This window comes from Ciceribacter sichuanensis (genome assembly GCF_024055605.1).
Classification (GTDB): domain Bacteria; phylum Pseudomonadota; class Alphaproteobacteria; order Rhizobiales; family Rhizobiaceae; genus Allorhizobium; species Allorhizobium sichuanense.
In genome coordinates this window covers 115,276-140,164 of sequence record NZ_JAMXLX010000006.1, presented here as the reverse complement: position 1 = coordinate 140,164, position 24,889 = coordinate 115,276, and the positions used below count along the sequence as shown (strand labels likewise).

Genomic DNA, 24,889 nt, shown 5'->3' with positions numbered 1-24,889 from the left:
CCGTTCAGTGGTTGGTCACGCGTACGGTCCGGTCTTCCTCCCCGTCTCCGTCAGGCCTTTCCGGCCAGAAGCCTCCCCCATCCCTCGATTGCGACATCGAGGCCGGCAATGCGGCAGGCCTCCCAGAAGGTGACCGCAATCGAGTCCACGATCGTCACGCCGAGTTCGTCCTCCATCTCGACGATCAGATCGGTTGCGTTGAAATTGGTGCAGACGACCGCGATGGCGTCTGGCTTCGAGACTGCGGCACGGCGCAGGACCTCGCGGATCGCATCCGGTTCGGCCGCGCCGATATCGCGGTTGGCGACGAGGCCGAGCGAGGCGACGTCGGTGATGGCGAAGCCGTGGCGCGCATATTCCACCGCGATCTGCGAGGAGATGTCGGCCGTATAAGGCAGCGCCAGCCCGATCCTCTTCAGGCCGAATTCGCGGAAGGACTTGTAGAAGGCAAGCGTCGAGGTCGAGGCGGGAAGCCCCGTCTCTTTGGTGATCGCCTCGCAAAGCGCCAGGTCGTTATGAATGCCGCGCCAGCTGGCCGAGGTGCCGTTCCAGACGATGGCGTCGAGCGGCGCATCCGCCAGCAGCCGTGCCGCCGCGAGCATCGGTTCCAGCTGGAACTGCGCCTCGGAGGAATTGTTGAGCGCCAGATGCGTGACCAGCGTGCGGGCGAAATGGTGCGCGACCGAGCGGCCGAAACCCTCGTTCATCGCATAGGTCAGCGGTTCCAGCGCGGTGTTCGAGGACGGCGTGATATGGCCGATACGGGTTACCTGGGTCATGGGGTGGCCTTGTTCTGGGAAGGAGTGTCCTGGGAGGGAAACTGGGACGGAAAGATGCCGCTCGACATGCGGCTGGCGAAATAGAGGAGCGGCAGGCCGTCACCCAGCTCGACGCCGGTTACGGCGCCGATGAAGATGCGGTGATCGCCGCCGTCATGGATGCGGTGCGTCTCGCATTCGAAGGCGGCAAGCGCGCCGGAGATCAACGGCAGACCACGGCTCGAAAGCGTGGTCTCGCATTGCCGGAAGGGGTCCGGCTGACCACTGGCGAAGAGGCGGGCGATATCCGATTGCTCTTCGGAGAGAACGCTGATGGCGAACGATCCGGCCTCCTCGAAAACCGGCCGGGAACGGGCGTTGTCGCGCAGGCTCCAGAGCACCAGCGGCGGATCGAGCGACACGGAGGAGAAGGAACTGATCGTCATCCCGACGGTCAGTTCCCCGGCACGGGCGGTAACGACCGCGACGCCGGTTGCGAACTGGCCGAAGGCGCGCCGGAGATCGGCGGACGGGATTGCGGGGGAAAATTCAGGCATGGGGGTCTCCTCTGCCCGCGAGATAGCGATTGACCGGCAGGGGCTCGCCGGCAAGGGACTGGGCATAGGCGACCACATGCGGCTCGAGCGCCGTCGAGAGCGCCTTCAGGTCTCCGCTGGCCGCCGCAAGCCTGAGGCGGGCGTCCTTCACCCTTGCCCCGAGATCCCGGCAGGCCTGGGAGGTGAGCACGCGGTCGCGAAGGGCAAAACGGCCGTCCACGAGGACATCGGTGACATTTGCGCCATCCGCCGAGGTCACCAGCTGGTTCACCGGGTCGTTGAGCGGGATGAAGTCGATGGCCGTGAGATCGAGCATGGCGAGATCGGCGGGCGCGCCCACTGCAATGCGGCCGGCGTTCGGACGGCCGGTCAGCTTCTGCCCGCCGGCGGTCGCAAGCTTCAGCACTTCGGCCGCCCCCAGCCAGTCCTCGCGGGGGCCGGTCTGGATATGGGAGACATAGGAGGCGAGCCGCATGACCCTCAGCATGTCGAGCGCATCGGAGGAGTTTGCCCCGTCGGTTGCCAGCGCCACATCGATGCCGCGCTCCAGCATCGGCCGGATAAAGGCGAAGCCCGCCCCCAGCCGCAGGTTGCTGGCCGGGATATGGGCAATGGACGCGCCGTGACGGGCGATCAGGTCGAGATCGCTGTCATCCAGCCAGACGGCATGGGCGGCGATAAAGTTTTCTCCAAGAACACCCCGTTCCGCCAGATAGGCGATGGGCGACTTGCCCCAGAGTTTCTGCGCCGCCACCGCCTGCAGGCGGGATTCGGCAACATGCATGTGGATGGTCAGCCCGTTATCGGCGGCAAGGCCGGCGCATTCCATCAGGAAGCCTTCGGAGCAGTGATGCGGGATGGTGGGCGACAGCGCCAGCGTGATCCCGTCCGGCAGCTCATGCCGCCGCGCGATGATGTCCCGCACAGCGTCGAGGGTGGGGCGGCCGTCGATTTCGCCGTCCACCTGCCTGCGCAGTTCTTCCGGCAGGGCGTCGAGCAGGCCGGGAATGGCCCTGAAGAGGCTGATATCCGAGATCATCGGCGACAGCACCGCGCGGATGCCCGCATCCGCATAGCCGCGCGCCACGGCGAAGAAGCCCTCGACCGTCGGCCGGGGAAATTCATAGACGAGATCGAAGCAGGCGGTGCAGCCCTTCATCAGCATTTCGGCGCCGGTCAGCAGCGCCGAGGCATACATGATGTCGGGATCGCGCCGGCCGGCGAGCCAGGGCGCGTTGGTCAGCGACGCCTCCAGCGTCCACTTGTCCGCCACGCCCTTGTGCAGGCTCATGTGGCCGTGGGTATGGCCGTTGACGAGGCCGGGATTGACCAGCCTGTCGGTTGCGTCGTAGAGAACGGCACCGGGCGCATCGATCGCGCCAGGTGCTCCGACGGCCTTGATTGTGCCGCCCTCGATCAGGATGTCGCGGGTCTCGGCCGTGCCGCTGTCGATATCGACCGTCAGGCCGCCGCGGATGAGGATCGGAGCGGTCGATGTCATCGCTGGCCCTCCGCCGGATGGGTGGCGATCCAGTGCCGCGCCACCTCGGAGCGGCCGGCGACCCAGACGTCACCGAAGGAACCGACGAGATCGAGGAAACGGCTGACCGCCTCGAAGCGCGAGGGCTGGCCGGAAATACGAGAATGCAGGCTCACCGTCATCATGCGCGGACGCCTTGCGCTCTCGGCATAAAGCACCCGGAAGGCGGCGGCGAGATGCTCGTACATGTCGACGGCGGTGCCGAGCTTCGCCGTCGCCAGCCGGTTGTCGTTATGGGTGAAGCTGTGGGGCACGACGAGATGCGGCCGGCCGGAAACGGCTGTCCAGTAGGGCAGGTCGTCGGCATAGGAATCCGCGTCGTAGAGAAAGCCGCCATGCTCGGCCAGAAGGCGGCGGGTGGCGGCGCTCGGGGAATAACGGCTCTGCCAGCCGAGCGGTGCGCGGCCAACCGTTCGCGTCAGGCTTTCGACGGCGCGGGCGATTGCCGCCCGCTCCTCGTCCTCGGTCATCAGGAAGTGCCGCACGAAGCGGTCGCCATGGCAGCAGAGATCGAAGCCGCTGTCGCGGATATCGGCGGCGATCTCGCCGTTGCGCTCCAGAGCCCGGGCGCAGGCATTCACCGTCAGTTTCAGGCCACGTTCGGCGAAAAGCTCGCTCAGCCGCCAGTAACCGACGCGGGAACCGTATTCGAACAGGGTTTCGGCGACGAAATCCCGCGTGCCTGCCGGCACCTCGCCGAAAATGCCATCGGTCAGCGCAATCTCGGTCGCCGGATCGCCGTCAGGGATGGAAGGCTCGGCACCTTCCTCCACGTTCAGCACGATCACCACGGCCAGACGCGCGCCGTTCGGCCAGCGTGGGTCGGGCGGGTTGCGGCCATAGCCGACGAAATCCCGCATCTGGTCGGCCGCAACCGTCATGCCGCACCCATCAGCGAGCCGAGCTTTTCGGCGAAGGAGAGCAGGCGCGCATCGCCGCGGGGACCGGCGATCAGCGACAGGCCGACCGGACATCCCTCGACAAGGCCTGCCGGAATGTTGATCTGCGGCAGGCGGCAAAGGCTCGCCACGCAGGTCAGCGCCAGCGTCTTCTCCCGGAACTCGATCTGGGCGCTGACGCCGGCTTCGAGCAGCGGCGGCAGGTCATGGGCGGTCGGCAGGATCATCAGGCCGTCACCGCCGAGCAGGTCGACCAGACGGTCGGTCAGCTTTTCGCGGCGAACGACCGCTAGCGCATGGGCGGCGGGATCGACGGTCGCGGAAAGCCTGATGCGCTGTTCCACGGCTTCGCTCAGCGTGCGGCCGGGCTCCATCGCCCAGTTGCCGAGCGTCGACCAGAGGTCGTGCAGTTGCAGCGGGCGGAAGGCATCGAGCCAGTAATCCACGCCCTCGGCATAAAGCGTAACCTCCGAAGCGCTGCCGAGGCCGGCCGCCGCCTTCAGAAGCACCTCGCCGATGCCTCTGACAGGAATGTCGAAGGCATCGCGGGCGATCAGCAGGCGCGGCGCGGTTTTCGCCTCGACGGGACCGAAATAGGCCTCCGCCACCCGGCGCAGCGTTACCGGATCGCGGGCAAGCCAGCCGACGGTATCGAAGCTCGGCGCCATGGCCATGACGCCGGCGACCGAGACCCGCCCGAAGGTGGTGCGCAGGCCATAGAGGCCGCAGAAGCTTGCGGGAACGCGGATCGAGCCGCCGGTATCCGAGCCGATGCCGAAATCGCAGATGCCGGCCGCGACCGCCGAGGCAGAGCCGCTGGAGGAGCCGCCCGGCGCCCGGTCGGGGGCGGCGGGATTGATCGGCGTGCCGTAATGCGGGTTCATGCCGAACATGCCGCAGGCGACCTCGTCGGTCTGGGTCTTGCCCAGCATGCGGGCGCCGCTCATCAGCGGCACCAGCACGGAGGGCGCGGTGGCAACGGCCTTGCGGCCTTCTCGCGCGCGGTCCGGATTGCCGCAGGTGGTCACATGGCCGGCCACGTCGAAGAGATCCTTCACCACGAAGGTCAGATCGGAAAGCGGCCCCTCCTCGCGCATCACGAGGGGGTGGCGCTCACGCGAAACGAATGCGCTTTGCGAAATGCGTTCCCTGTCCAGCATGACGCGCCTCACTCGGCGGCCGGACGGACGGCGGCGGCTTTCGGCAGGTCGTAGGTATCCATGAAACCTTCGACGAAGCCCTTGACGTTATCCCAGTCGTAGAAGCGGAAGGAATTGCCGCGGGTGACGAAGGACGGGCCGGAATAGAACATCTCGTATTGCAGGTGGCGCGAGCCGAATTCCGAGCCGATCGCATCCCAGGTGAGCTTCATCAGTTTGACGCGCTCCTCGGAATCGCAGACCGTCGAGCGCTGGGTCTTGCCGATGATCCCGGCCGTTGCGGGATTTTCGAAGTCCTCGTAGGAGGACGGCACCATGATCAGGCCGCCGCCGGAAAGGTTGCGGATCGTTTCGACCACTTCCGGATAGGTGGTCTGGGCGATCACCTGCGCCGTGCAGAGCAGCGAGCGGTCGGGCACGAAATAGCCCTCATAAGTCTCGCCCTTCAGCTCCATCGCGGTGACCAGCGCCTCGATATTGCTGACCTTGGCGGCCATGAGGCCGAGCGTTTCGCGCACCTGCGGATAGTTGATGATGTTGTTGGTCTCGGCCACCTTGCGGGCGAGGCCCAGCAGGAAGCGCAGCTTCACCATCAGGCGCACGATGCACTGATAGTTCTGGAAGACGTGGGTGCGGGTGGAATGCCACTGCGCCTGCGACATCCTGAGGTCCTGATTGACGAAGACGCGGTCCCAGGGGATCTTCACGTCATCGAAATAGACCACGGCGTCGTTTTCGTCGAAGCGATGCGAAAGCGGGTAGTCGAAGGCGGATATCGCGTTCGCCTCGTAGCTGCGGCGCGACATCAGGGTCAGGCCCCTGGAATTGATCGGGGCCGCCGCGGTGAAGGCATAGGCCTCGTCGCCGGCCTGCATGGCCTGGAAACCGGAAATCAGCAGTTCGTCGGCCAGCACGCCGCTGGTCGCCAGCATCTTGGCGCCGCGAATGGTGATGCCTTCCGAATCCTCGTCGACCACGGAGGCGACGAGGTGCTTGTCGGGCTGATTGCCCGCCGATTTCGCCTTGTCGGCCTGCGGATTGATGATGACGTAGGAGAGGAACAGGTCGTTGTCGCGAGCATAGCGGTAGTAGGATTCGACCGCTGCCGCCCGGGCCGGATCGTATTCCTGGAAAACCGGGAGCCCCATGCGGAAGCCGGCGATGGTGGAGGCCACATGATCGGGCGAACGACCGATCATGCCGCAGCTCTGCTCGGCCCAGCGCTCCATCGCCTGCCGGCGGCGCACCAGCGCATGATAGGTCTGCGGCAGTTCCCAGGCGCGGTTCACCGCGTCGCCCGTCGTCGGCGACACGAAGGTCATGTCCTCGATATTGGCGGGATCGCACTGGTAGTCGTAGAGGGCGGCAACGGAAGCCGCGGCGTTCCTGAACGCCGGGTCGCTCGCGACATCCTCTACCTTGCGGCCGTCGATGTAGATCGAACGACCGTCATTGAGACTTGAAAGATAGGATTTTCCATTCCTGGCCATATTTGGGGACTCCGCAATCGCTTTCCGGAATCCGACGCCAAGCTTTTTACCCATTGCAGTCGGAGAAAAAATGTAAAATGATGCTAGAAAATTGTTCATCATCTTGTCAAGCCTAAAAAATAGGCAATTTTTGATGCAATTTTCAGCAGGAAAGCCTGAAAACAGGTCCTGCCTTCACCGTGGATCGCTTTGGTCGCTTTTCAGCGAGCGGTTTTTTGCGCCCTGAATTTCGGCTCCGCGTGTCATGCCCTGCCATCCGCAGCGACGCGAAGCCCTGTCATCGCCGGTTCCGGCTCTCCATTCCGCCCGTCATTACCCCGTTGGAGAATACCTCATGAAAAAGGTCGTGCTGGTCGCGACGGGAGGCACGATCGCCTCCAGATACGATGCCGGACGAGGCGACGTGGGTGTCGGTTCCACCGGCTCCGCCTTCGTCGATCTCGCCCGCCAAAGATTGCCCGATGTCGAGGTGGAGGCCGCCGATTTCGCCGCCGTCGGCAGCTACATGCTGACCCTGCCCATGGCCTTCGATCTGGTGAAGACCATCCGCGCAGCAGTTGCCCGCGATGATGTCGATGGCGTCGTCGTCACCCATGGCACGGATACGCTGGAAGAAAGCGCCTATCTCGCCGACCTGCTCATCAATTCGGCAAAGCCTGTCGTCTTCAGCGGAGCGCAACTGGCGGCGGACGACCCCGAATCGGATGGCCCGCGCAATTTCCTCTCCGCCGTCATGGTCGCGGCAAGCGAGGAAGCGCGCGGCATGGGCGTACTGGTGGTGTTCGAGCAGGAAATCCATGCGGCCCGCGACGTCACGAAGATCCACGCCTCGCGTGTCGGCACCTTCGGCTCCATGGAGCATGGCAAGCTCGGCGAAATCGATCTGGGCAGGGTGATCTTCCACCGCAGGCCGCTCATCGCCAGCCGCTTCGACAACAGCGAAATCGAGGCCAATGTCGATCTCGTCAAGCTCGCCATGGGGCTCGACGCCCGCTTCATCGATTGCTCCGTCGCCTCCGGCGCGAAAGGCATCGTGGTCGAGGCGTTCGGGCGCGGCAATGTCACTCCCGAAGTGCTGAAGGGCATAGAGCGGGCGCTTGCGGCGGGTGTCACCGTCGCCGTCACCACCCGCTGCCCGAGCGGCCGCGTCGCGCCGATCTATACCGGCAGCGGCGGCGCCGGCCTCGCGCGCGCCGGCGTGCATTTCCTCGGCGATCTCAGCGGCATCAAGGCACGGCTGCTGCTCGCCGTGGTGCTCGCTTCCGGTCTGGATGAAAAGGCCCGCGCCGAAGCGCTGGCCGCAGCCTCCGCCTGACCGCTTTCAGCAGTTTCCCCAATACAGCGAAACCACATACGGCAAAGAAGGAGACAGGACATGACAAAGGAAATACTGGTCGGCATCGGCGTGGACGTCGATGCGGTCGCCGGCTGGCTCGGCTCCTATGGCGGCGAGGATTCGCCCGACGATATCTCGCGCGGCCTGTTTGCCGGCGAAGTCGGCTCGCCCCGCCTCTTGAAGCTGTTCGACAGGAAGGACATCCGCACGACATGGTTCGTGCCCGGCCATTCCGCCGAAACCTTTCCCGAGCAGATGAAGGCAGTCGCCGCCGCCGGCCACGAGATCGGCATTCACGGCTACAGCCATGAAAACCCGATCGCCATGACCCGTAAGCAGGAAGAGGACGTGCTCGACAAGTGCATCGAGCTGATCGGCAACCTCGCCGGCAAGGCGCCGACCGGTTACGTCGCGCCGTGGTGGGAGTTTTCCAACGTCACCAACGAGCTGCTGCTGGAGCGCGGCATCAAGTACGACCATTCCCTGATGCACAACGACTTCACGCCCTATTACGTGCGCGTCGGCGACGAATGGACCAAGATCGATTACAGCCGCGAGGCGAAAGACTGGATGAAGCCGCTGACGCGCGGCGTCGAGACCGACCTGATCGAGATACCGGCCAACTGGTATCTCGACGACCTGCCGCCGATGATGTTCATCAAGAAGTCGCCGAACAGCCACGGCTTCGTCAATCCGCGCGATATCGAGCAGATGTGGATGGACCAGTTCGAGTGGGTCTATCGCGAAATGGATTACGCCGTCTTCCCGATCACCATCCACCCCGACGTTTCAGGTCGCCCGCAGGTGCTGATGATGCTGGAACGGCTGATAGACTATCTGAAGTCCCATGAGGGCGTGCGCTTCTGCACGCTGGACGAGATGGCCGACGATTTCGCCAGACGCTTCCCGCGCCGCTGACGCCGAAGCCTTTCAGCGCCGGATGGGAGCGGAAAGGCTTCAAGATGGGCGGCTCCCATAGGGGGCCGTTCCTTCACGACGGTGTGGGCGCGGCCATGTCGAGCAGGCCCTCGCTCCTCAGGTCCGACCACAGGGCAGGGGGCACCGGCGCCGCGACGGCCGAGAGATTGCGGGCGATCTCGTCGGGATGGACTGCGCCGAGCACGATGGTCGCGACCGCGGGATGGGCAAGCGCGAACTGAACGGCGGCATGGGCGAGCTTTACGCCATGGGCCGAACAGACCCGCTCGATGCTTGCGACGCGGGCAAGGATATTGGGCGGGGCGGGCTCGTAATTGTAGCGCGCGCCCTCGACGGCACCGGTCGCCAGAATGCCGGAGTTGAACACGCCGCCCAGCATCACGCCGATGTTCTTCTCCAGCGCCAGCGGCAGAAGGCTCGAAAGCGCCGGCTGTTCCAGCAGCGAATAGCGGCCCGCGAGCAGGAACACGTCGAAATCGCCCTCGCGGATGAAGCGCTCGCACCATTCGTGGTCGTCGAGCCCGAGGCCGATGGCCTTCACCAGACCCTGGCTGCGAAGCGCATCGAGCGCCCTGAAGCCGCTGTCCATCACCTGCCGGTAGCGGATCTCCACCATGTCCTCGCCCTGGCTCCACGGATCGACGTCATGGACGAGCAGGATATCGATGCGGTCGGTGCCGAGCCGCAGCAGCGATTGCTCGAAGGCGCGCATGACGCCGTCGTAACTGTAGTCGAAGGCCGGCCGGTGCGGCAGTCCGCCGACGAAGCCGCGCGGCGGCGGCGGTGGCGGCTCGCCGTGCCGGGAAGCAGGTGACATCACCCGGCCGATCTTGGTGGAAAGGATCACATCTTCGCGGGCAAGGCTTCTGAGAGCCGTTCCGACGCGGTGCTCCGCCAGACCGTTTCCATAGTGAGGCGAGGTGTCGATCAGGTTGATGCCGGAAGTGACGGCGCTTGCGACCGTCTCGATGGCGGTCGCCTCATCCAGCCGTTCGAAGAAATCGCCGAGCGGCGCCGTGCCGAAGCCCACGGACGAGACCTCGATCCCGGTCCGTCCCAGTGCGGCCTTCCCCGGCCCGGTTCGGCCCAGCCCGGTGCCCGCAAGTGCGTTACGCGTCTTTATGCCCATTCTTCCGCACCGGTCTCCAACGCCTGCAGGCCACCCCGATCCGGGTCAGCCGTCATCATCTCGACCGAAACTGGCTGACGGATAGCCCGCTGTCAAAAGCACAGGAACCCGCCGCAGGGGCGGCAAAGTTATTGCGCTGAAACAGTCGACTGCGCGGGACCTGCCGGAGAGGCGGAAGCCTCCGTCAGGTCATGTAGACGCCGCCGGTGACGTTGATGCCCTGCCCGGTCATGAAGCGGGCGCTTTCCGAGCACAGGAAGACCACGACATCGGCGACATCTTCCGGCGTCTCGATACGGCCGAGCGGCGTCAGGCCGACATATTCGTTGAACACCTGTTCTGGCGAAATGCCGCGCAGGCTTGCTTCCCACTCGATTTCGCGGCTCTGCATGCCGGTCTTGACGAAGCCGGGGCAGACGGCGTTCACGCGGATGCCCTGTGGTGCCAGTTCGCGCGCAAAGGCCTGCGTCCAGCCGAGCACGGCGAACTTGCTGGCGGAATAATGCGCCAGAAGCGGCGCGCCGACCTTGGCGGCCAGCGATGCGGTGTTGACGATGCAGCCGCTGCCTTTTTCAGAAAAATGACGCCCGGCGATCTGGTTGGTCAGGAAGATGCCGCGGGTGTTCACATCGAAATTGAAGTCCCATTCCTCATCGGTCAGCTCCAGCGCCTTCTGCATGGTGGAGACACCGGCATTGGCGATCAGGATGTCGATGCCGCCGAGCTTTTCGACGGCCGTTGCAAACGCCGTCTCGACCGAGGAACGCTTGCGCACGTCGATCTCGACCGCAATCGCGCCGTTGCCGATCTCCGCCGCCGCATCTTCCGCCGACTTCAGATTGATGTCCGCAATCGCGACCGTCACCCCCTGGGCCGCGAGCGCGCGGGCAATCGCAAGGCCGATCCCGGTGCCACCTCCCGTGAGAAACGCGCGGCGGTTGCTGAGCTCTGGGAAAACCGGATGGGTCATGGATACTCCTTATTATGCTGCGCCACGATAAGAAACAAAATCGAACTTATCAAATGTTTTTTTTGTTTGCTTGCGTTCGTTTCTCTGTCTATGCTTCCTGCAACTCACATCCGTGTCGCGGCTTCCGGAGCCGTGCCGCGCCTCCCAACAGGCCCTTCGCCGCGCCCAACGGCACGGGGCCGGAAACATCGCCGGACGGGCAGTTTCGCCCGCAAGTCTGACGCCGCTGAAGGATCTGCAAATGGTTTTTGATTGCTTTGGAGCCCGCAAGAAAGTCGTGATTTCCATGGCCCATATCGGGGCATTGCCGGGCTCTCCGCTTTATGACGCCGATGGCGGCGTGCAGAAGCTCATCGATGACGTGATGTCGGACGTGGAAAAGCTCCAGGCCGGCGGCGTCGACGCCATCATGTTCGGCAATGAAAACGACCGTCCCTACGTCTTCAAGGGCTCGCCGGAAAGCATCGCGGCGATGACCGCCATCGTGCAGGCGATCAAGCCGTCGCTGAAGGTGCCGTTCGGGGTCAATTACCTCTGGGACCCGCTTTCGAGCGTCGCCATCGGCGCGGTCACCGGCGCAAGCTTCGTGCGCGAAATCTTCACCGGCCTGTTCGCTTCGGACATGGGCCTGTGGGAGCCGGATTGCGCCGGTGCTGCCCGCCTGCGCGCCAATCTCGGCCGCAAGGACATGAAGATGCTGTTCAACATCAATGCGGAATTCGCCCATTCGCTCGACCAGCGCCCGATTGCCCTTCGCGCCAAGAGCGCGGTCTTCTCCTCGCTCGCCGATGCGATCCTCGTTTCCGGCCCGATCACCGGCCAGCCGGCCAACCAGTCGGACCTGCGCGAAGTCTGCGAAGTCATCAAGGACGTTCCCGTCTTCGCCAATACCGGCGTGAACATCGACAACGTGCGCGACATCCTCTCCATGGCGCAGGGCGTCGTCATCGGCACCCACTTCAAGGTCGATGGCAATACCTGGAACGCGGTTGACGGCAGCCGTGTCAAGCGCTTCATGGACGTCGTCGAAACCCTGCGCTGATACGGAACCCCTCCATGACCGTCGTTCTTGGCCTGGATATCGGGACAACCTCGACCATCGGCATTCTGGTCGGGCTGCCCGACCGCATTCTTGCGACCGCCACCCGCCCGGTGACGCTTTCCTCTCCCCGCGCCGGCTGGGCAGAGGAGAACCCGGCGGAATGGTGGGAAAATGTCCGCGCCATCGTTGCGGAACTGCTCCAGCAGAGCGGCCTCGACGCAACCGCGATCAAGGCTGTCGGCGTCACCGGCATGCTGCCGGCCGTGGTGCTGCTCGATGCCGAAGGCAAGGTGCTGCGCCCCAGCATCCAGCAGAGCGACGGCCGCTGCGGGGCGGAAGTCACCGAACTCCGGCAGGAGTGGGACGAGGCCGATTTCCTGAAACGTGCCGGCAACGGCATCAACCAGCAGCTGGTCACCGCCAAGCTGCGCTGGATCGAACGCCACGAGCCGGATGTCTTCTCGCGCATCGCCACCGTGTTCGGTTCCTACGACTACATCAACTATCGCCTGACCGGCATCCGTGCAGTCGAGCAGAACTGGGCGCTCGAAGCCGGCTTCGTCGATGTCTCGACGGGGCTGATCGACGACCAACTGGTGCGGCTCGCCCATGTCGCCCCGGATGCCATTCCGCCGAAGCGGGCCTCCCATGAGATCATGGGCGTGATCGATGCGCGCGGCGCCGCCGAAACCGGCCTTGCCGCCGGAACGCCGGTTGTCGGCGGTGCCGCCGACATGATCGCCTCGGCGCTCGGGGCGGGCGTCATCGATGCCGGCGACGTGCTCCTGAAATTCGGCGGCGCGGTCGATATCCTCACCGCGACCGATGTGGTGAAACCCGATCCGCGCCTGTTCCTCGATTATCATCTGGTGCCCGGCCTGTTCATGCCGAACGGCTGCATGTCCACCGGCGGCTCGGCGCTCAACTGGTTCGTCGAAACCTTCGCCGGCGGCGAGCGCGAAGCCGCGCGTGCGACCGGAAAAAGCCTCCACCAGCATCTCGATACGCTGGCTTCCGCCCGGCCCGCAGGCGCTGACGGGCTGACCATCCTTCCCTATCTGCTGGGGGAAAAGACGCCGATCCACGATCCCGCGGCCCGCGGCGTCGTGGAAGGCCTCACCCTTTCCCACGATCTCGGCCATCTCTGGCGTGCACTGCTGGAATCCTATGCCTACGCCATCCGCCATCATGTCGAGGTCCTCGTCGATATGGGCCACGACCCCCGGCGCTACCTCGTCTCCGATGGCGGCTCGCAGAGCACCATATGGATGCAGATCGTCGCCGACGTGCTCGATGCGCCGGTGCAGCGGCTATCAGGCCATCCCGGCTCCTGCATCGGGGCGGCATGGACGGCGGCAATCGGCGTCGGTCTCGAGGACGACTGGCGCGGCGTCACCCGCTTCGTCACCTTTTCTGAAGTGCTTCAGCCGCAGCCCGGAAATGTCGAGGCCTACCGCGACGGCTACCGCCGCTACCGCGACCTCTACGACCGGCTGGCGCCGCGCTGGAAGGCGGGATCATGAGCATGCCGAATTTCCGGGCGGTCGCCTGGGATATCGACGGAACGCTTGTCGATAGCGAACCGCTGCATCACCGCGCGCTGGTGGCGGCATCGAAGGGATTCGGCGTCGATCTCACCGATCTGCCGGACATGGCGTTTCGCGGCGTTCACATGGGCGACGTATGGAAGCGCCTGCAATCGCGCTTTCCGCCGGGGCCTGCCGAACAGGAGTGGCTGGACGCGATCAACCGCCACTATATTGAACACCGCCACAGCCTGACGACCATGCCCGGAGCCGTCGAGACCATCCGCATGCTCGCCGATCTCGGCATTCCCCAGGTCTGCGTTTCCAATTCCTGCCGGGCGGTGGTCGATGCCAATCTCGACGCGATGGGAATCTTTTCCTGTATTCGCTTTTCGATCAGCCTCGACGACGTGGCGGAAGGAAAGCCTTCACCCTTCCCCTACCGCATGGCCGCCGAACGCCTTGGCCTTCCCGCGGGTTCGATCGTCGCCATCGAGGACAGCTTCACCGGGCTTGCTTCGGCAAAGGCCGCGGGCCTTTATGCGGTGTTCTATACGGCGCAGGACGAGGATACGGCGGCAGAGAGTGCGGGCGTGACGCCGGCCATGACGGTTGGTGCGCTTTCCGAGATCGTCTCGCTGTTTTCGTCCGGGCGGGCGGAGGGGCTCGCGCGTCGGGCGTAGGGCAGGGTTCAGCCGTTTTGGGCTTTGGCGTGCGATCTCGTTCGGAGTGAACGGCGCTGTTGCTGGTGGCCTGAACCCCCTCTGGCCTGCCGGCCATCTCCCCCACAAGGGGGGAGAACCGCAGAACGGCCACCCTTGTTCGCTTCTATTTCCAGCGATGCGATGACATTTTCGGTCGAGAGGGAGCGAGCGGTATCCCCATCTGATCTCCCCCCTTGTGGGGGAGATGGCCGGCAGGCCAGAGGGGGTTAGGTAGAGGGGGGGTAGGCCACACACACGTCTCCCACCCACCCCCATCCTGCACAACCTGTACTTTCGCACAGAGGTGACCATAATCGTCTGTGCATTGCGTGTTTGATTCGAACAGGCTTTGTTTGAAACATTTTCCCTTTCGGCTAAGCTGGTATCCATCCTTGCCGCAAGGGCATTGGCGACAAACGAAAGACAAGAGCAAATGGCGAGGGAACAGTCGGCGGTGAAAACGAACGAGCGGCCCAAATTCCTGGCGCAGGTCCGGCAGGCTGCGATCGTGGAAGCGATCGGCCGCGTCGGTTCCGTGACGGTCAGCGATCTGGCGCAGCAGCTTTCCGTGTCGGAAATGACCGTTCGCCGCGATCTCGTCGAGCTGGAGAAGGAAGGCAAGCTGATCCGCACCCATGGTGGCGCGGTCAAGCCCGACCGTGCTCCGGCCATGCCGGCAAGCGATACCGCCGATAGCGAGGAACCCGCTTTCGAGACCCGTCTGGTTCGCAACGAGAACCTGAAACGCCGCATCGCCTATGCCGCCGCCGATCTGGCCGCCGGTGCCCGCAGTATCGCGCTCGATGTCGGCACGACCACCTATTTCGTCTCGGAAACCCTTTCCGTCCGCCAGCACACCAAGATCTTCACCAACAGCATCCGCAGCGCCGCGCATCTTGCCGGCAAGGGCGCCGAGATCTATCTCGCCGGCGGCCGCATCCGCGGCGAGGAAATGTCGACCAGCGGCGCTTCCGCCATGAGCCAGTTCGAATCCCTGTGGTTCGACATCGCCTTTGTCGGCGTTTCCGGGCTGACCCCGGACGGCATCTTCGACTACTCCTTCGAAGAAACCGACATGAAACGCATCTATCTCTCCCGCGCCTCGCGGCGTGTGGTGTTGTGCGATTCCACCAAATTCAACAACATGTCGCTGGTCTATGTCGCCGCACTCACCGAGTTCAACACGCTGATCTGCGACGAGATGCCGACCGGCGACCTCTACAAGGCACTGACCGACGCCGGCGTCGAGATCATCGTCGCCAGCTAAAAGGCCTCTTTTCCGACCCGATATCCTGACCGCCATCGCCTGCGAATGGTAGACTGTCCGTGACTCGTGAAAGGCAGCAGGGCATGGCAGACGGCAACCGGGAAGAAGACAAGCTCAACGGCAGGTGGGAGATTTTCCAGGACCAGCCGAACCATGGCTGGATCGAGTGGCATGGCGGGCCGCCGCCATTCACCGACGGAGAAGTGGATGTCCGCTTGCGCTCCGGCAGGCTGATCTTCTTCCGCCATCCGCTGTGGATCGGGCAACGTCCGGGCGGGCAGGAAAAATGGGCCCATCTGGGCGATGGACTGGACTTCATCGCCTATCGCCGGCATCCGCGGGAAGCGTTTGGCCACGCCCCGAATGAAGCGCTTCCATTCTGAATGCCGGGCGAGAAAAGCACCAGATGAGCCAATAAATCTGACCGGAACGAAAGCGCATCAGGTTGCCTTTTGTTTCTTTGTGTTAGATATTGTTCTTTATTGATGATTTAGCGTCCCAAGGCTGCCGCCCACGTTCACGGGGGTATTTCCGGGACGAAAGAACGGTTTCGCAATCATGGTCACTGTCCTGAAAAGCATTTATCCCGATCCCTCGGCCGGCGAGCGGCTGCCTTCGCTGATTGCCGATGTCGGCCGTCACAGCGGCGAATTTCCTGTATTGCTCGCCAATCACCTGCCCATGGTTCTGGAAGCCATGGGGCGGCTCGGCGCTTCGCCGGCGCGGCTGGAGGAATATGCGGAGCATTATACCCGCATCCACGCCGTTCCCTTCCCGCCGTCGCCGGTGACGCTGATCGACGAGACCAACTGGGAAAGTGCGCTCGGAAAGCGCGAGCATGAAGGCGATCTGCGGCGCTTCTTTGCGGGCGTCGTCGCCGAAATCGGCGGTCACGAGACCATAAGACGCTATCTGCCGCGGCTCTTTCCCGGCATCGCCGCTTCCGCCACCCATGGCCTGATGCGGCTTGCCTATGCGGTGCTGCGCAATGACGACGCCGAAATCGCCGTCGCCCTCGGTTACTGGGCCGCCACCTACCTGCCTTACGACGCCATTCCGGCGGAAAACCATCGCGACGTCTCCGATCCGCTTGCGCCGATCCTTCAAATGCATGCCGATGCCCGGCTTCGCGATGTCGATGCGCCGACCTATCTCCTGTGGAAATGGATCGAGGCCATGGGCAAGCTCCCGGCGTTTCAGGGATATCTCGGGCGGCTCGCGCCGACGCCGGATCTGCTGGACCGCATGCGCCCCGCATCGCTCACGCTTTTTGCCGCCACCATGAGCTTCGAGGCGCTGCATGCCGTCACCGGCTGCCACTGGCTCCGGCTGGTCAGCCCCCATCTGGACGAACCGCAGCGGCTCGCCATGCATTTCTGGGAAGTCGTCATGGCGCTCTACCCGAAGATCGGCATGCCCGACCTGCCTTCGCCCGAGGTTCTCGACCGCTGGCGCGCGGTGCCCGTGCCACCCGACGACGTCATCGCCGCCGCCGCCGTCTCCTCCAATGACGAGCACGACCACTCGCTCGTCTTCTCCGCCTTCGAGGAATTCCGCTACACCGGCGACCCCCTCTACAAGGTCGTCGCCGCCCGGCGCGTGGGGCTGGTGGAATTCGGCGACTGAGTGCGTCAGGGGCTTTGCCGGTTGGCGCGAAGGAACCGAATCCCGAAGCCGGACTGCAGCGTTCCGCTTTCCGAATAAGAATGGGGCGGCATCTTCCGGGAAACCTTATTAGGTCCATCGATGCGAACGCGTCACCCCCTCTGGCCTGCCGGCCATCTCCCCCACAAGGGGGGAGAACGGCAGAACGGCCAACCTCTCGGCCTCCTGACCTCTCTGCGACAGTCGAACCAGGAACAGGTTCTTGAAAAAGGAACGAGCGGTGTACGCTATCCTGTCTCCCCCCTTGTGGGGGAGATGCCCGGCAGGGTAGAGGGGGTGGACGAAAGCACTCGTGTGGCGTGTTCTCCGGGAAAAATCACTACTAGTGTCTGCCTTCTGTTGCGCTCCAGTTCCGGACACGGACTGCAGCCGCCCCTCAAGCCGCCCCGTCGCAGCAATATTCCGGCTGGAAATGGATCTTGTCGTAGCCGTCGAGCGAGCGGTAGAAATGCTCGGCGTCGGCCTGGAAGAGGCCGCGGCAGATGCCGGAGACCAGTTTCGGCACGCCGGATTTCAGGCCGGTGATGCCGTTGCAGACCGGCCCGAGGCTCGGAACCGCGGCGTTGTTGAAGACGTGGATGTCGGCGAGCATCGGCAGCGTACCCGGCGCCTTTTCCTGAAATTCGAAGGCCGGGCCGAGATAGGGATAGGCGAGCAGATCGCTGTCGTCCTCGCCCTCGTTGGGCACGAAACGGTCGGCCCAGGTGGCGACCGAGCCGATCAGGTTGGAAAGCTCCGGCCGGCACGCGAGATCGACGCGGTAGCCGGTGCCGAGCAGCAGGTGGTCGAAGCGGAAATCGCCAGCGCTGGTGCCGATCAGGATGTCATCGCCATCCATGGCGATCGAGCGGAGGTCGGCCCCCGTCACCAGCCGGCAGGCGTCGAAGGCCATGGCGCGGTTGAACATCTCGTTGGTCGGCGGCGTCTTGAAGGCGAACATCCGCCGGGTAAAGCGGTAACGGCTGCGATCGTCCAGATCGGCGAAATGGTTGAGGAAGCCCGGAAAGTTCGACCAGTCCAGCAGTTCCGTGCGCGGCATCACGGAGGAACGCGCCAGAACCGTGACGCTTTCGGCGCCGGCTTCCAGCGCCGTCACCGCCCAGTCGAAGCTCGATGCCGCAGCGCCCAGAACGCCGATCCGCTTGCCCGCGAGAAAAGCAGTGTCGATCTCTTCGCCGCTATGGGTCCAGTGGTCGCGCGCAAGGTTTTCGCGGATGACATCAGGCACGTTCAGCCGGCCGGCACCTTCCAGACCGGTGGCGATCACCACCTTGCGGCCGGCAATTTCCTTCGCCACGCCATGCTCTTCCACCTGCAGGCGCAGATAGCCCTGGCCGGGCTCGATGCGGATGAGCCTGGTGTCGTTGCGCACCTTCAGGCCGAGCACCGCGCGGAACCAGCCGAGATAGGCCATCCAGTCGACCCGGTCGATCTTGTCCAGCGCGTCCCAGTTCTCTCTGCCGAAGCTGGCTTCATGCCAGGCGCGATAGGTCAATGAGGGTATTGCGAGATCCGGCCCGGTCAGCGTCTTCGGCGAGCGCAGGGTGCGCATGCGCGCCGTCGTGACCCACGGTCCCTCGCGGCCTTCCGGCGCGGCATCGATGAGAACCACGCGCTGAACGCCCTGCCGCTTCAGCCCGAAGGCGACCGACAGGCCCGAGAGGCCGGCGCCGACGATGACCACATCGGCCATCACCTCGCCCGCAGCGTCGCGCCGCTCCGGCACCCATTCGCGCTGGCCGGCCTCGATCATCGCCAGCTCGCGCGCCACCTGCGCTTCAAGTGCTGCAAGCGCCTCCGCTCCATATGCGGGGCAGGGGGAAGCTGAAACATCCGCTGTCGATGGCTGCATGGCGATTTTTCTCCGGAAAACGCCGTCAGAGTATCGAGAGTGGAAAAGTTGTAAAGTGTTTGATTGTGTTGTTTTCAATTTTTTCGCACATGCACACCCTTTGATGCACGCGCTCAGACCATTTTCCGGCGGAAAATGGATACTGAACAGACGCAACAAAAATATCAGAGCAAAAACAATAGGATGAAAAATCAGGCAATCCTGCCTGAAATTGGATCAAATCGCGATTACGCTTTCATCACCTTGCAAAAGGATTAATCAGAGAGGATGGAAGTGGTATGTTTTTTGTGATGGATGTGAATTTTTGTTTGACTTGAAATCGGTCATGACTAACCTGCCATCATCCCGTTCCGAAAAAAGAAGAGGTTGGCAGTCCATGATGAAACTATCCTCACCACGCATGACCGTCCGGGCCGGCAGGCTGGCGGTATCGGTTCTCGCGCTCATGGCGTCCGCCGCCTATGCCGAGGCCAAGTCGCTCGACGGCGTGACGCTGACGATTGCCTCGATGAACGACGGTTTCGCCAATGTGCTGCAGACGCTCGCCCCGGCCTTCAAGGAAGAGACCGGCGCCGACGTCAAGGTCGAGATCATGGACTACGGCACGCTGCTGACCAAGACGACCGCCGACTTCATCGGCGACACCAAGGGCTACGACCTCGTCACCATGGACATCGTCTGGGCCGGTTCCTATGCGGAAAACAAGTATACGGTCGACCTGACGGACTGGGTCAAGCGCGACGCCGCCGAACTCGATCTCGATGATATCTACCCGGTCATCTTGACGTCGCTCGGCCAGTATGACGGCAAGTATGTCGCCTATCCGCTGGCCGCCTATGCCAACGTTCTCGCCTATCGCAAGGACCTCTTGGAAGCCGCCGGCCTTTCCGTTCCCAAGACCATGGACGAACTGGTCGAAGACGCGCTGAAGCTCAACGATCCCGCCAAGAAGCAGTACGGCTTCGTTGCCAACGGCCAGAAGGGCCCGGCCGTGGCGCAGGACTGGATGCAGTACAACAGCCAGCTCGGCGGCTCGATCCTCGACAAGGAGGGCAACCCGGCGCTGAACTCCGAAGCCAATATCAAGAGCCTCGAAGTCTACAAGAAGCTCTTCACGGAAGCGGCCCCTCCCGGCGCCATCGAATATGACTGGGGCGGCCGCGAGGAAAGCTTCCGCCAGGGTCTCGCAGCCTTCATGCAGACCTGGTCCGTCGGCGCCACTTCCTATTCCGATCCCAAGGTCTCCAACATCGTCGGCAAGGTCGGCATTTCGGTTGCTCCGGTTTCCGCAGGCATGACGCCGCAATACGGCGTCGGCGGCTGGGGCCTGTCGATCAACGCCGATATCGATGCTGCCAAGCAGGAAGCGGCCTGGACCTTCATCAAGTGGGTCACCAGCAAGAAGATCCACAAGGAATTCAACATGCTCGGCGCCGGCGGCTTCATCCGCAAGAGCGAGCTCGATGACGCCGACCTGAACGCCAAGTTCGACTTCCTGCCGGTTCTCAAGGAAACCTACGAACACGGCAATGGCGAGTTCCGCCCGCGCATTCCGCAGTATCCGGAAATCCAGGATCTGCTCGGCACCGCCGTCAACTCGGCGCTCTCCGGTTCGGTCACGCCGAAGGATGCTCTCGACAAGGCTCAGGCAGCCGCTGAAAAACTGTTCTGACGAACAGCTCCGCCCGCCGTCGCGACAACGGCGGGCGGCCCCCGATTGCAACGCAGGCGAAATTGCGAGCAGTATGACAAACTTCGGTCTCCGCCGCTTTCCTGACGGCGAACCGGATTTAGAGTGGAGCGCGTTGGACCTGTGCGTTACAGCTTCTCAGACCGTCGCAGGTTTTTCCTGTTCTTCATGGCAGCCCCTGCCGTCCTCTATGTCGCGGCCATCGGGCTGTGGCCGCTCGGGCAGGGCATCTGGTACAGTTTCTACCGCTACAATCTGCTGCGGCCAGCCCGCACCAAGTTCGTCGGCTTCCAGAACTACATCGACATATTCTCGGATCCCTCGACCCAGAAGGCCATCCTCAACACCTTCCAGTTCACCATCTTCAGCGTCGGGCTGCAGCTGGTCTTCGGCTTCGGCCTCGCCCTTCTCCTGTGGCGCGACAGCCGCTTCAACCGCATCGTCCTTGCCTTCCTGCTGATCCCCGCAACCATCACCCCGCTGGTGGTCGGCCTGATCTTCAAGGCGTTGCTCGGCGCGGATTACGGCCTGATCGGCTATTTCCTCTCCGAAGCCGGCATCGGCCCGCGCAGCGGCCTGATGACCAGCGGCGACACGGCACTCTGGATGCTGATCCTCATCGACTGCTGGGAATGGACGCCGCTGATGGCCCTCATCCTGCTCGCCGGCCTGAAAGCCCTGCCGAATGACGTGCTGGAGGCGGGCAGGGTGGATGGCGCCACCGCATGGCAGCGCTTCCGCATGCTGATCCTGCCGCTGATGCTGCCTTCGGTGTTTCTGGCGCTGACGCTCAGAAGCATGGATGCCTTCCGCGTTTTCGACACCATCTTCGTCACCACCGGCGGCGGCCCCGACGATGCGACGAACACGCTGATGATGCTGGGCGTCAAGGAGGGTCTGCAATTCTTCAATGTCGGCTATGCATCGGCCGTCGGCAATGTCACCCTGCTGTTCATCGCGCTGATGGCGACGGTGCTGATGCTGGTGGTGCGCCGCGCCGATGTCCGGATCAACGGGAAGTAACGCGATGGCCATGGTCACCAAACGCCGCATCATCGTCGAGCGCGCCGCCGTTCTCGCTATTACCGTGCTGTTCCTGCTGCCGGTGTGCTGGCTGATCGCAACCGCCTACAAGCCGTCGAACCAGATCTTCTCCGTGCCGCCGACGCTGTTCTTCGAGCCGACGCTCGACCAGTTCCGCAAGGCGTTCGCCGCCTTCGACGTGGTATCGCTGGTGCGCTCCTCGCTCATCATCAGCATCGGAACGACCGTCCTGTCGCTGCTGCTCGGCGTTCCGGCCGGTTATGCGCTGGCGCGGGCCAAGTCGCGTTATGCGGCGGGCTTTGCCTATTTCTTCCTGGCGATCCGCATGATCCCGGCGATTGCGGCGCTCATCCCCTTCTATCTGCTGATGCGCGATATCGGCCTGCTCGGCAGCTGGTGGGCGGTCATCGTCTTCAACACCATGCTCAACTGCGCCTTCGTGACGTGGATGATGTTTTCCTATTTCAAGTCGCTGCCTCCCGACATGGAGGAGGCGGCGCTGACCGATGGCTGCACGCAGATGGGGGCCTTTCTCAAGGTCGCGGTTCCCGCCACCCGTTCCGGCATGATCGCCTGCGCGCTGTTCTGCATGATGTTCTCGTGGAACGACTTCCTTCACCCGATGTTCCTGACCACGCTCGATTCCAAGCCGATCTCGGTGGCGCTGCTCACCGCCTACGGCACCAAGGACATCACCTGGGGCACGCTCGGCGCGCTCGCCCATTTCTCAACGATCCCGATTGTCCTGATGGCGCTGTTCATGAACCGCTACTTCGTCCAGGGCGCGACAAACGGCGTACAGTAGGATTTCCGACATGGCCCAGATTTCGTTTCAGAACGTGTCCAAGACCTATGCGGGCGGCAAGTCCGCCGCGCTGACGGACCTGAACCTCACGATCAAGGACGGCGAGTTCATGGTGCTTGTCGGTCCCTCCGGCTGCGGCAAGACCACGGCGCTGCGCATGATCGCGGGGCTCGAGGAGATCACCGGCGGCACGCTGAAGATCAACGACACCGTCGCCAACGATCTCGCCCCTCGCGACCGCGATATCGCCATGGTGTTCCAGTCCTATGCGCTTTATCCGCATCTGACGGTCGGCGAGAACATCGCCTTCGGGCTGAAGGTCCGCGGTGCGAAATCCGAGGATGTCGCGACCAAGGTGCGCGAGACGGCCGCCCTTCTGGAACTCACCGAATTCCTCGATCGCAAGCCCGCGCGCCTTTCCGGCGGCCAGCGCCAGCGCGTCGCCATGGGCCGCGCGCTGGTGCGCTCGCCCAACGCCTTCCTGATGGACGAGCCGCTTTCCAACCTCGATGCCCGTCTGCGCGGCCAGATGCGCGCGGAAATCTCGCGGCTCCAGCGCATGCGCGCCGTCACCACCGTCTACGTGACCCACGACCAGGTGGAGGCGATGACCATGGGCCATCGCGTCGCGGTGATGAACAAGGGAACGCTGCAGCAGCTCGACAGCCCCCGCAGGCTCTATGACAGCCCGGTCAACATGTTCGTCGCAAGCTTCATCGGTTCGCCGCCGATCAATTTCATGGAAGCGATCCTCGTCGCCCATGAAGGCGCGCCGGCGCTTCGCATCGACCCCTTCCTGCTGCCGCTGCCGGCCTCCGCCGACAGGCTTTCGCCCCGCATCGGCGGCAAGGTCATTGCCGGCATCCGCCCCGAGGCCTTCAAGGTGACGGCCGGCCCGACAGGACCGGGCACGCTTTCGGCCAAGGTGCTGTTCGTGGAAGATCTCGGCGCCGACCTGCTGCTGCATCTCGATTCAGGCGAGATTTCCATGGGCCATGCCGACATGACCGAGGACGACCGCGACGTGATGAAATCCTCGCCGAAGCTGAAGGCGAGCATCGACGGCAGCCACCGTGTCTCCCGCGACGAGACCGTCACCTTCACGATCGATCCCAACGCCATCCTCGTCTTCGACGCGGAAACGGGTTTAACCCTGTGAGCGCGCCTGCAATGGGGCTTGAAACCAGCAGTTTCTGGCCGCTCGGCGGTCCCGTGTCGAAGGCTGGGATCGCGCTCATCATCATCGACATGCAGGTGGATTTCTGCGCGCCCGGCGGCTGGGTCGACCAGCTCGGCGAAGACGTCTCCAACACCCGCTCCGTCATCGAACCGATCCGCGACGCGCTGGAAGCGGCCCGGAAAGCCGGCATCACCATCATCCACACCCGCGAGGGCCACAAGCCGGATCTCTCGGATCTTCATGCCAACAAGCAGTGGCGCACCCGCGTCCATGGCCTCGGCATCGGCGACATGGGCAAGAACGGCCGCATCCTCGTGCAGGGCGAACCGGGCTGGCAGATCATTCCGGAACTCGAGCCGGCCGCAGGCGAAATCATCATCGACAAGCCGGGCAAATCCTCCTTCCACCGCACGGAACTGGCGGACGCGCTGGAAAAGCGCGGCATCACCCGCCTCGTCGTCACCGGCGTCACCTCGGATTGCTGCGTGCAGTCCACCCTGCGCGACGGTTTCGAATACGGCATCGAATGCGTGCTGCTCGAAGACTGCACCGCCGCCGTCGAGACTCCCAATCATGAGGCGACCATCGAGATCCTTAAATCCTTCGGCGGCCGCTGGGGCGGCGTCTCCGATCGCGCCGCGTTCAGAGCGATGCTCGATGGGACACATGGAGAGAAGGCCGATGACTGAGCGCGATGTAAAGTCCTTCGGCTCCATCGCCGCCAATCCCTATGCATGGCCCTTCGACGGCCAATGGTCGGCCTCCGACACCGCCCTCCTGCTGCTCGGTCTCCAGAACGGCATGATCGCGGAGCTTTCCGCCGGGGCGGAACTAGAGGCCGCCGCATCACTGCTCGATGCGGCGAACTCCGCAGGCATTGCCGTGGTCGCCGCCCGCCGGGGTGCTGGCCGGGGTATCGATGGCGCGCAGGACCCGCTTGCGGCGCGCCGCCGCCTGCTTGGCGATCGCGTACCCGACAAGCATTCCCCCGAATGGCAGATCAGCGACCGGCTGGCGCTTCCCGGGGATGCCATCCTCGTCGATTTCGGCGGCGACAACGCCTTCATTCGCACCGGACTTGAGGACGAGCTTCTCCGGCGCGGCGTACGCAACCTCATCGTCACAGGCCTTCCGACTGAAGGCATCGTACATGCCACCCAGCGGGCCGCCAACGACATGGGTTTCGAATGCATTGCGGTCGCGGATGCCTGCAAGGGCACGTCCGACCCGCGCCACACCGCGCAATTGCGCATCACGACCTTCGGCAACGGCCTTTTCGGCGCCGTTGCCGCCACCGCCGACGTTCTGGCGGCTCTCAAGACATCGCAGGAGTAGC

At 63.9% G+C, this 24,889-nt stretch carries 23 protein-coding genes; 14 read left to right on the top strand and 9 right to left on the bottom strand.

Annotated features, from left to right (window positions below):
- Positions 1-50: 50 nt before the first annotated feature.
- From NBH21_RS18035 to NBH21_RS18010, 6 genes are read right to left on the bottom strand one after another with little or no spacing between them, the layout of a single operon-like run.
- On the bottom strand, positions 51-779 hold the full coding sequence (locus tag NBH21_RS18035; RefSeq protein WP_250911819.1) for a maleate cis-trans isomerase family protein: 729 nt from the start codon (positions 777-779) through the stop codon (positions 51-53).
- Positions 776-1,315: a flavin reductase family protein gene (locus NBH21_RS18030; protein ID WP_250911820.1), complete on the bottom strand. Its 540-nt coding sequence runs from the start codon at positions 1,313-1,315 to the stop codon at positions 776-778. Before NBH21_RS18030 ends, NBH21_RS18035 begins: the two co-directional genes overlap by 4 nt.
- The gene (locus NBH21_RS18025) at positions 1,308-2,816 is read right to left on the bottom strand and encodes an amidohydrolase family protein (protein ID WP_250911821.1); all 1,509 of its coding nucleotides are present in this window, start codon (positions 2,814-2,816) and stop codon (positions 1,308-1,310) included. Before NBH21_RS18025 ends, NBH21_RS18030 begins: the two co-directional genes overlap by 8 nt.
- Entirely contained in the window at positions 2,813-3,736 is a 924-nt protein-coding gene (locus NBH21_RS18020; RefSeq protein WP_250911822.1) for a polysaccharide deacetylase family protein, read from the bottom strand. The genes NBH21_RS18025 and NBH21_RS18020 overlap by 4 nt, the downstream gene beginning before the upstream one ends.
- Positions 3,733-4,914, bottom strand: coding sequence for an amidase (locus NBH21_RS18015; RefSeq protein WP_250911823.1), 1,182 nt, complete (start codon positions 4,912-4,914; stop codon positions 3,733-3,735). Before NBH21_RS18015 ends, NBH21_RS18020 begins: the two co-directional genes overlap by 4 nt.
- An 8-nt stretch (positions 4,915-4,922) precedes the next feature.
- Positions 4,923-6,404, bottom strand: a complete 1,482-nt coding sequence (locus NBH21_RS18010) for a 4-hydroxyphenylacetate 3-hydroxylase family protein (protein WP_250911824.1) — start codon at positions 6,402-6,404, stop codon at positions 4,923-4,925.
- 334 nt (positions 6,405-6,738) lie between these two features.
- Between NBH21_RS18010 and NBH21_RS18005 the strand changes: the two genes are divergently transcribed.
- Positions 6,739-7,719, top strand: coding sequence for an asparaginase (locus NBH21_RS18005; RefSeq protein ID WP_250911825.1), 981 nt, complete (start codon positions 6,739-6,741; stop codon positions 7,717-7,719).
- Positions 7,720-7,779: 60 nt separating this feature from the next.
- Positions 7,780-8,658: a polysaccharide deacetylase family protein gene (locus NBH21_RS18000; protein WP_250911826.1), complete on the top strand. Its 879-nt coding sequence runs from the start codon at positions 7,780-7,782 to the stop codon at positions 8,656-8,658.
- 73 nt (positions 8,659-8,731) lie between these two features.
- Here NBH21_RS18000 and NBH21_RS17995 read toward each other — a convergent pair whose 3' ends face one another.
- Together NBH21_RS17995 and NBH21_RS17990 are read right to left on the bottom strand one after the other, a co-directional pair.
- Positions 8,732-9,808: an aldo/keto reductase gene (locus tag NBH21_RS17995; RefSeq protein WP_250911827.1), complete on the bottom strand. Its 1,077-nt coding sequence runs from the start codon at positions 9,806-9,808 to the stop codon at positions 8,732-8,734.
- Positions 9,809-9,992: 184 nt separating this feature from the next.
- Positions 9,993-10,778, bottom strand: coding sequence for an SDR family NAD(P)-dependent oxidoreductase (locus tag NBH21_RS17990; protein ID WP_250911828.1), 786 nt, complete (start codon positions 10,776-10,778; stop codon positions 9,993-9,995).
- A gap of 241 nt (positions 10,779-11,019) precedes the next feature.
- Between NBH21_RS17990 and NBH21_RS17985 the strand changes: the two genes are divergently transcribed.
- The 6 genes from NBH21_RS17985 (at position 11,020) to NBH21_RS17960 (ending at position 16,943) form a co-directional block, all read left to right on the top strand.
- Positions 11,020-11,820, top strand: coding sequence for a BtpA/SgcQ family protein (locus NBH21_RS17985; protein ID WP_250911829.1), 801 nt, complete (start codon positions 11,020-11,022; stop codon positions 11,818-11,820).
- 14 nt (positions 11,821-11,834) lie between these two features.
- Entirely contained in the window at positions 11,835-13,343 is a 1,509-nt protein-coding gene (locus NBH21_RS17980) for an FGGY-family carbohydrate kinase (RefSeq protein WP_250911830.1), read from the top strand.
- Positions 13,340-14,029, top strand: a complete 690-nt coding sequence (locus NBH21_RS17975; protein WP_250911831.1) for an HAD family hydrolase — start codon at positions 13,340-13,342, stop codon at positions 14,027-14,029. The genes NBH21_RS17980 and NBH21_RS17975 overlap by 4 nt, the downstream gene beginning before the upstream one ends.
- Positions 14,030-14,483: 454 nt before the next feature.
- Positions 14,484-15,317, top strand: coding sequence for a DeoR/GlpR family DNA-binding transcription regulator (locus NBH21_RS17970; RefSeq protein ID WP_280924817.1), 834 nt, complete (start codon positions 14,484-14,486; stop codon positions 15,315-15,317).
- An 83-nt stretch (positions 15,318-15,400) separates the two neighbouring features.
- Positions 15,401-15,700, top strand: a complete 300-nt coding sequence (locus tag NBH21_RS17965; RefSeq protein ID WP_250911833.1) for a hypothetical protein — start codon at positions 15,401-15,403, stop codon at positions 15,698-15,700.
- 175 nt (positions 15,701-15,875) lie between these two features.
- Positions 15,876-16,943, top strand: a complete 1,068-nt coding sequence (locus NBH21_RS17960) for a questin oxidase family protein (protein ID WP_250911834.1) — start codon at positions 15,876-15,878, stop codon at positions 16,941-16,943.
- Between the two features lie 415 nt (positions 16,944-17,358).
- Here the strand turns inward: NBH21_RS17960 and NBH21_RS17955 are convergent, their stop codons facing one another.
- Complete coding sequence (locus tag NBH21_RS17955) at positions 17,359-18,834, bottom strand: FAD-dependent oxidoreductase (RefSeq protein ID WP_250911835.1); 1,476 nt, start codon at positions 18,832-18,834, stop codon at positions 17,359-17,361.
- Positions 18,835-19,210: 376 nt separating this feature from the next.
- On the opposite strand from NBH21_RS17955, the gene NBH21_RS17950 reads away from it, so the two are divergent.
- The 6 genes from NBH21_RS17950 to NBH21_RS17925 all read left to right on the top strand — a co-directional run bounded on the left by NBH21_RS17950 (position 19,211) and on the right by NBH21_RS17925 (position 24,888).
- A complete protein-coding gene (locus NBH21_RS17950; protein WP_250911836.1) occupies positions 19,211-20,506 on the top strand; it encodes an ABC transporter substrate-binding protein in 1,296 nt (431 codons plus the stop codon).
- Positions 20,507-20,647: 141 nt separating this feature from the next.
- Positions 20,648-21,547: a carbohydrate ABC transporter permease gene (locus NBH21_RS17945; protein WP_250911921.1), complete on the top strand. Its 900-nt coding sequence runs from the start codon at positions 20,648-20,650 to the stop codon at positions 21,545-21,547.
- A gap of 4 nt (positions 21,548-21,551) precedes the next feature.
- Complete coding sequence (locus NBH21_RS17940) at positions 21,552-22,373, top strand: carbohydrate ABC transporter permease (RefSeq protein ID WP_250911837.1); 822 nt, start codon at positions 21,552-21,554, stop codon at positions 22,371-22,373.
- A 10-nt stretch (positions 22,374-22,383) separates the two neighbouring features.
- The gene (locus NBH21_RS17935; protein WP_250911838.1) at positions 22,384-23,532 is read left to right on the top strand and encodes an ABC transporter ATP-binding protein; all 1,149 of its coding nucleotides are present in this window, start codon (positions 22,384-22,386) and stop codon (positions 23,530-23,532) included.
- 11 nt (positions 23,533-23,543) lie between these two features.
- Positions 23,544-24,242: a cysteine hydrolase family protein gene (locus tag NBH21_RS17930; protein WP_280924827.1), complete on the top strand. Its 699-nt coding sequence runs from the start codon at positions 23,544-23,546 to the stop codon at positions 24,240-24,242.
- Positions 24,235-24,888, top strand: a complete 654-nt coding sequence (locus NBH21_RS17925) for a cysteine hydrolase family protein (RefSeq protein ID WP_250911840.1) — start codon at positions 24,235-24,237, stop codon at positions 24,886-24,888. The genes NBH21_RS17930 and NBH21_RS17925 overlap by 8 nt, the downstream gene beginning before the upstream one ends.
- Position 24,889 lies beyond the last annotated feature (1 nt).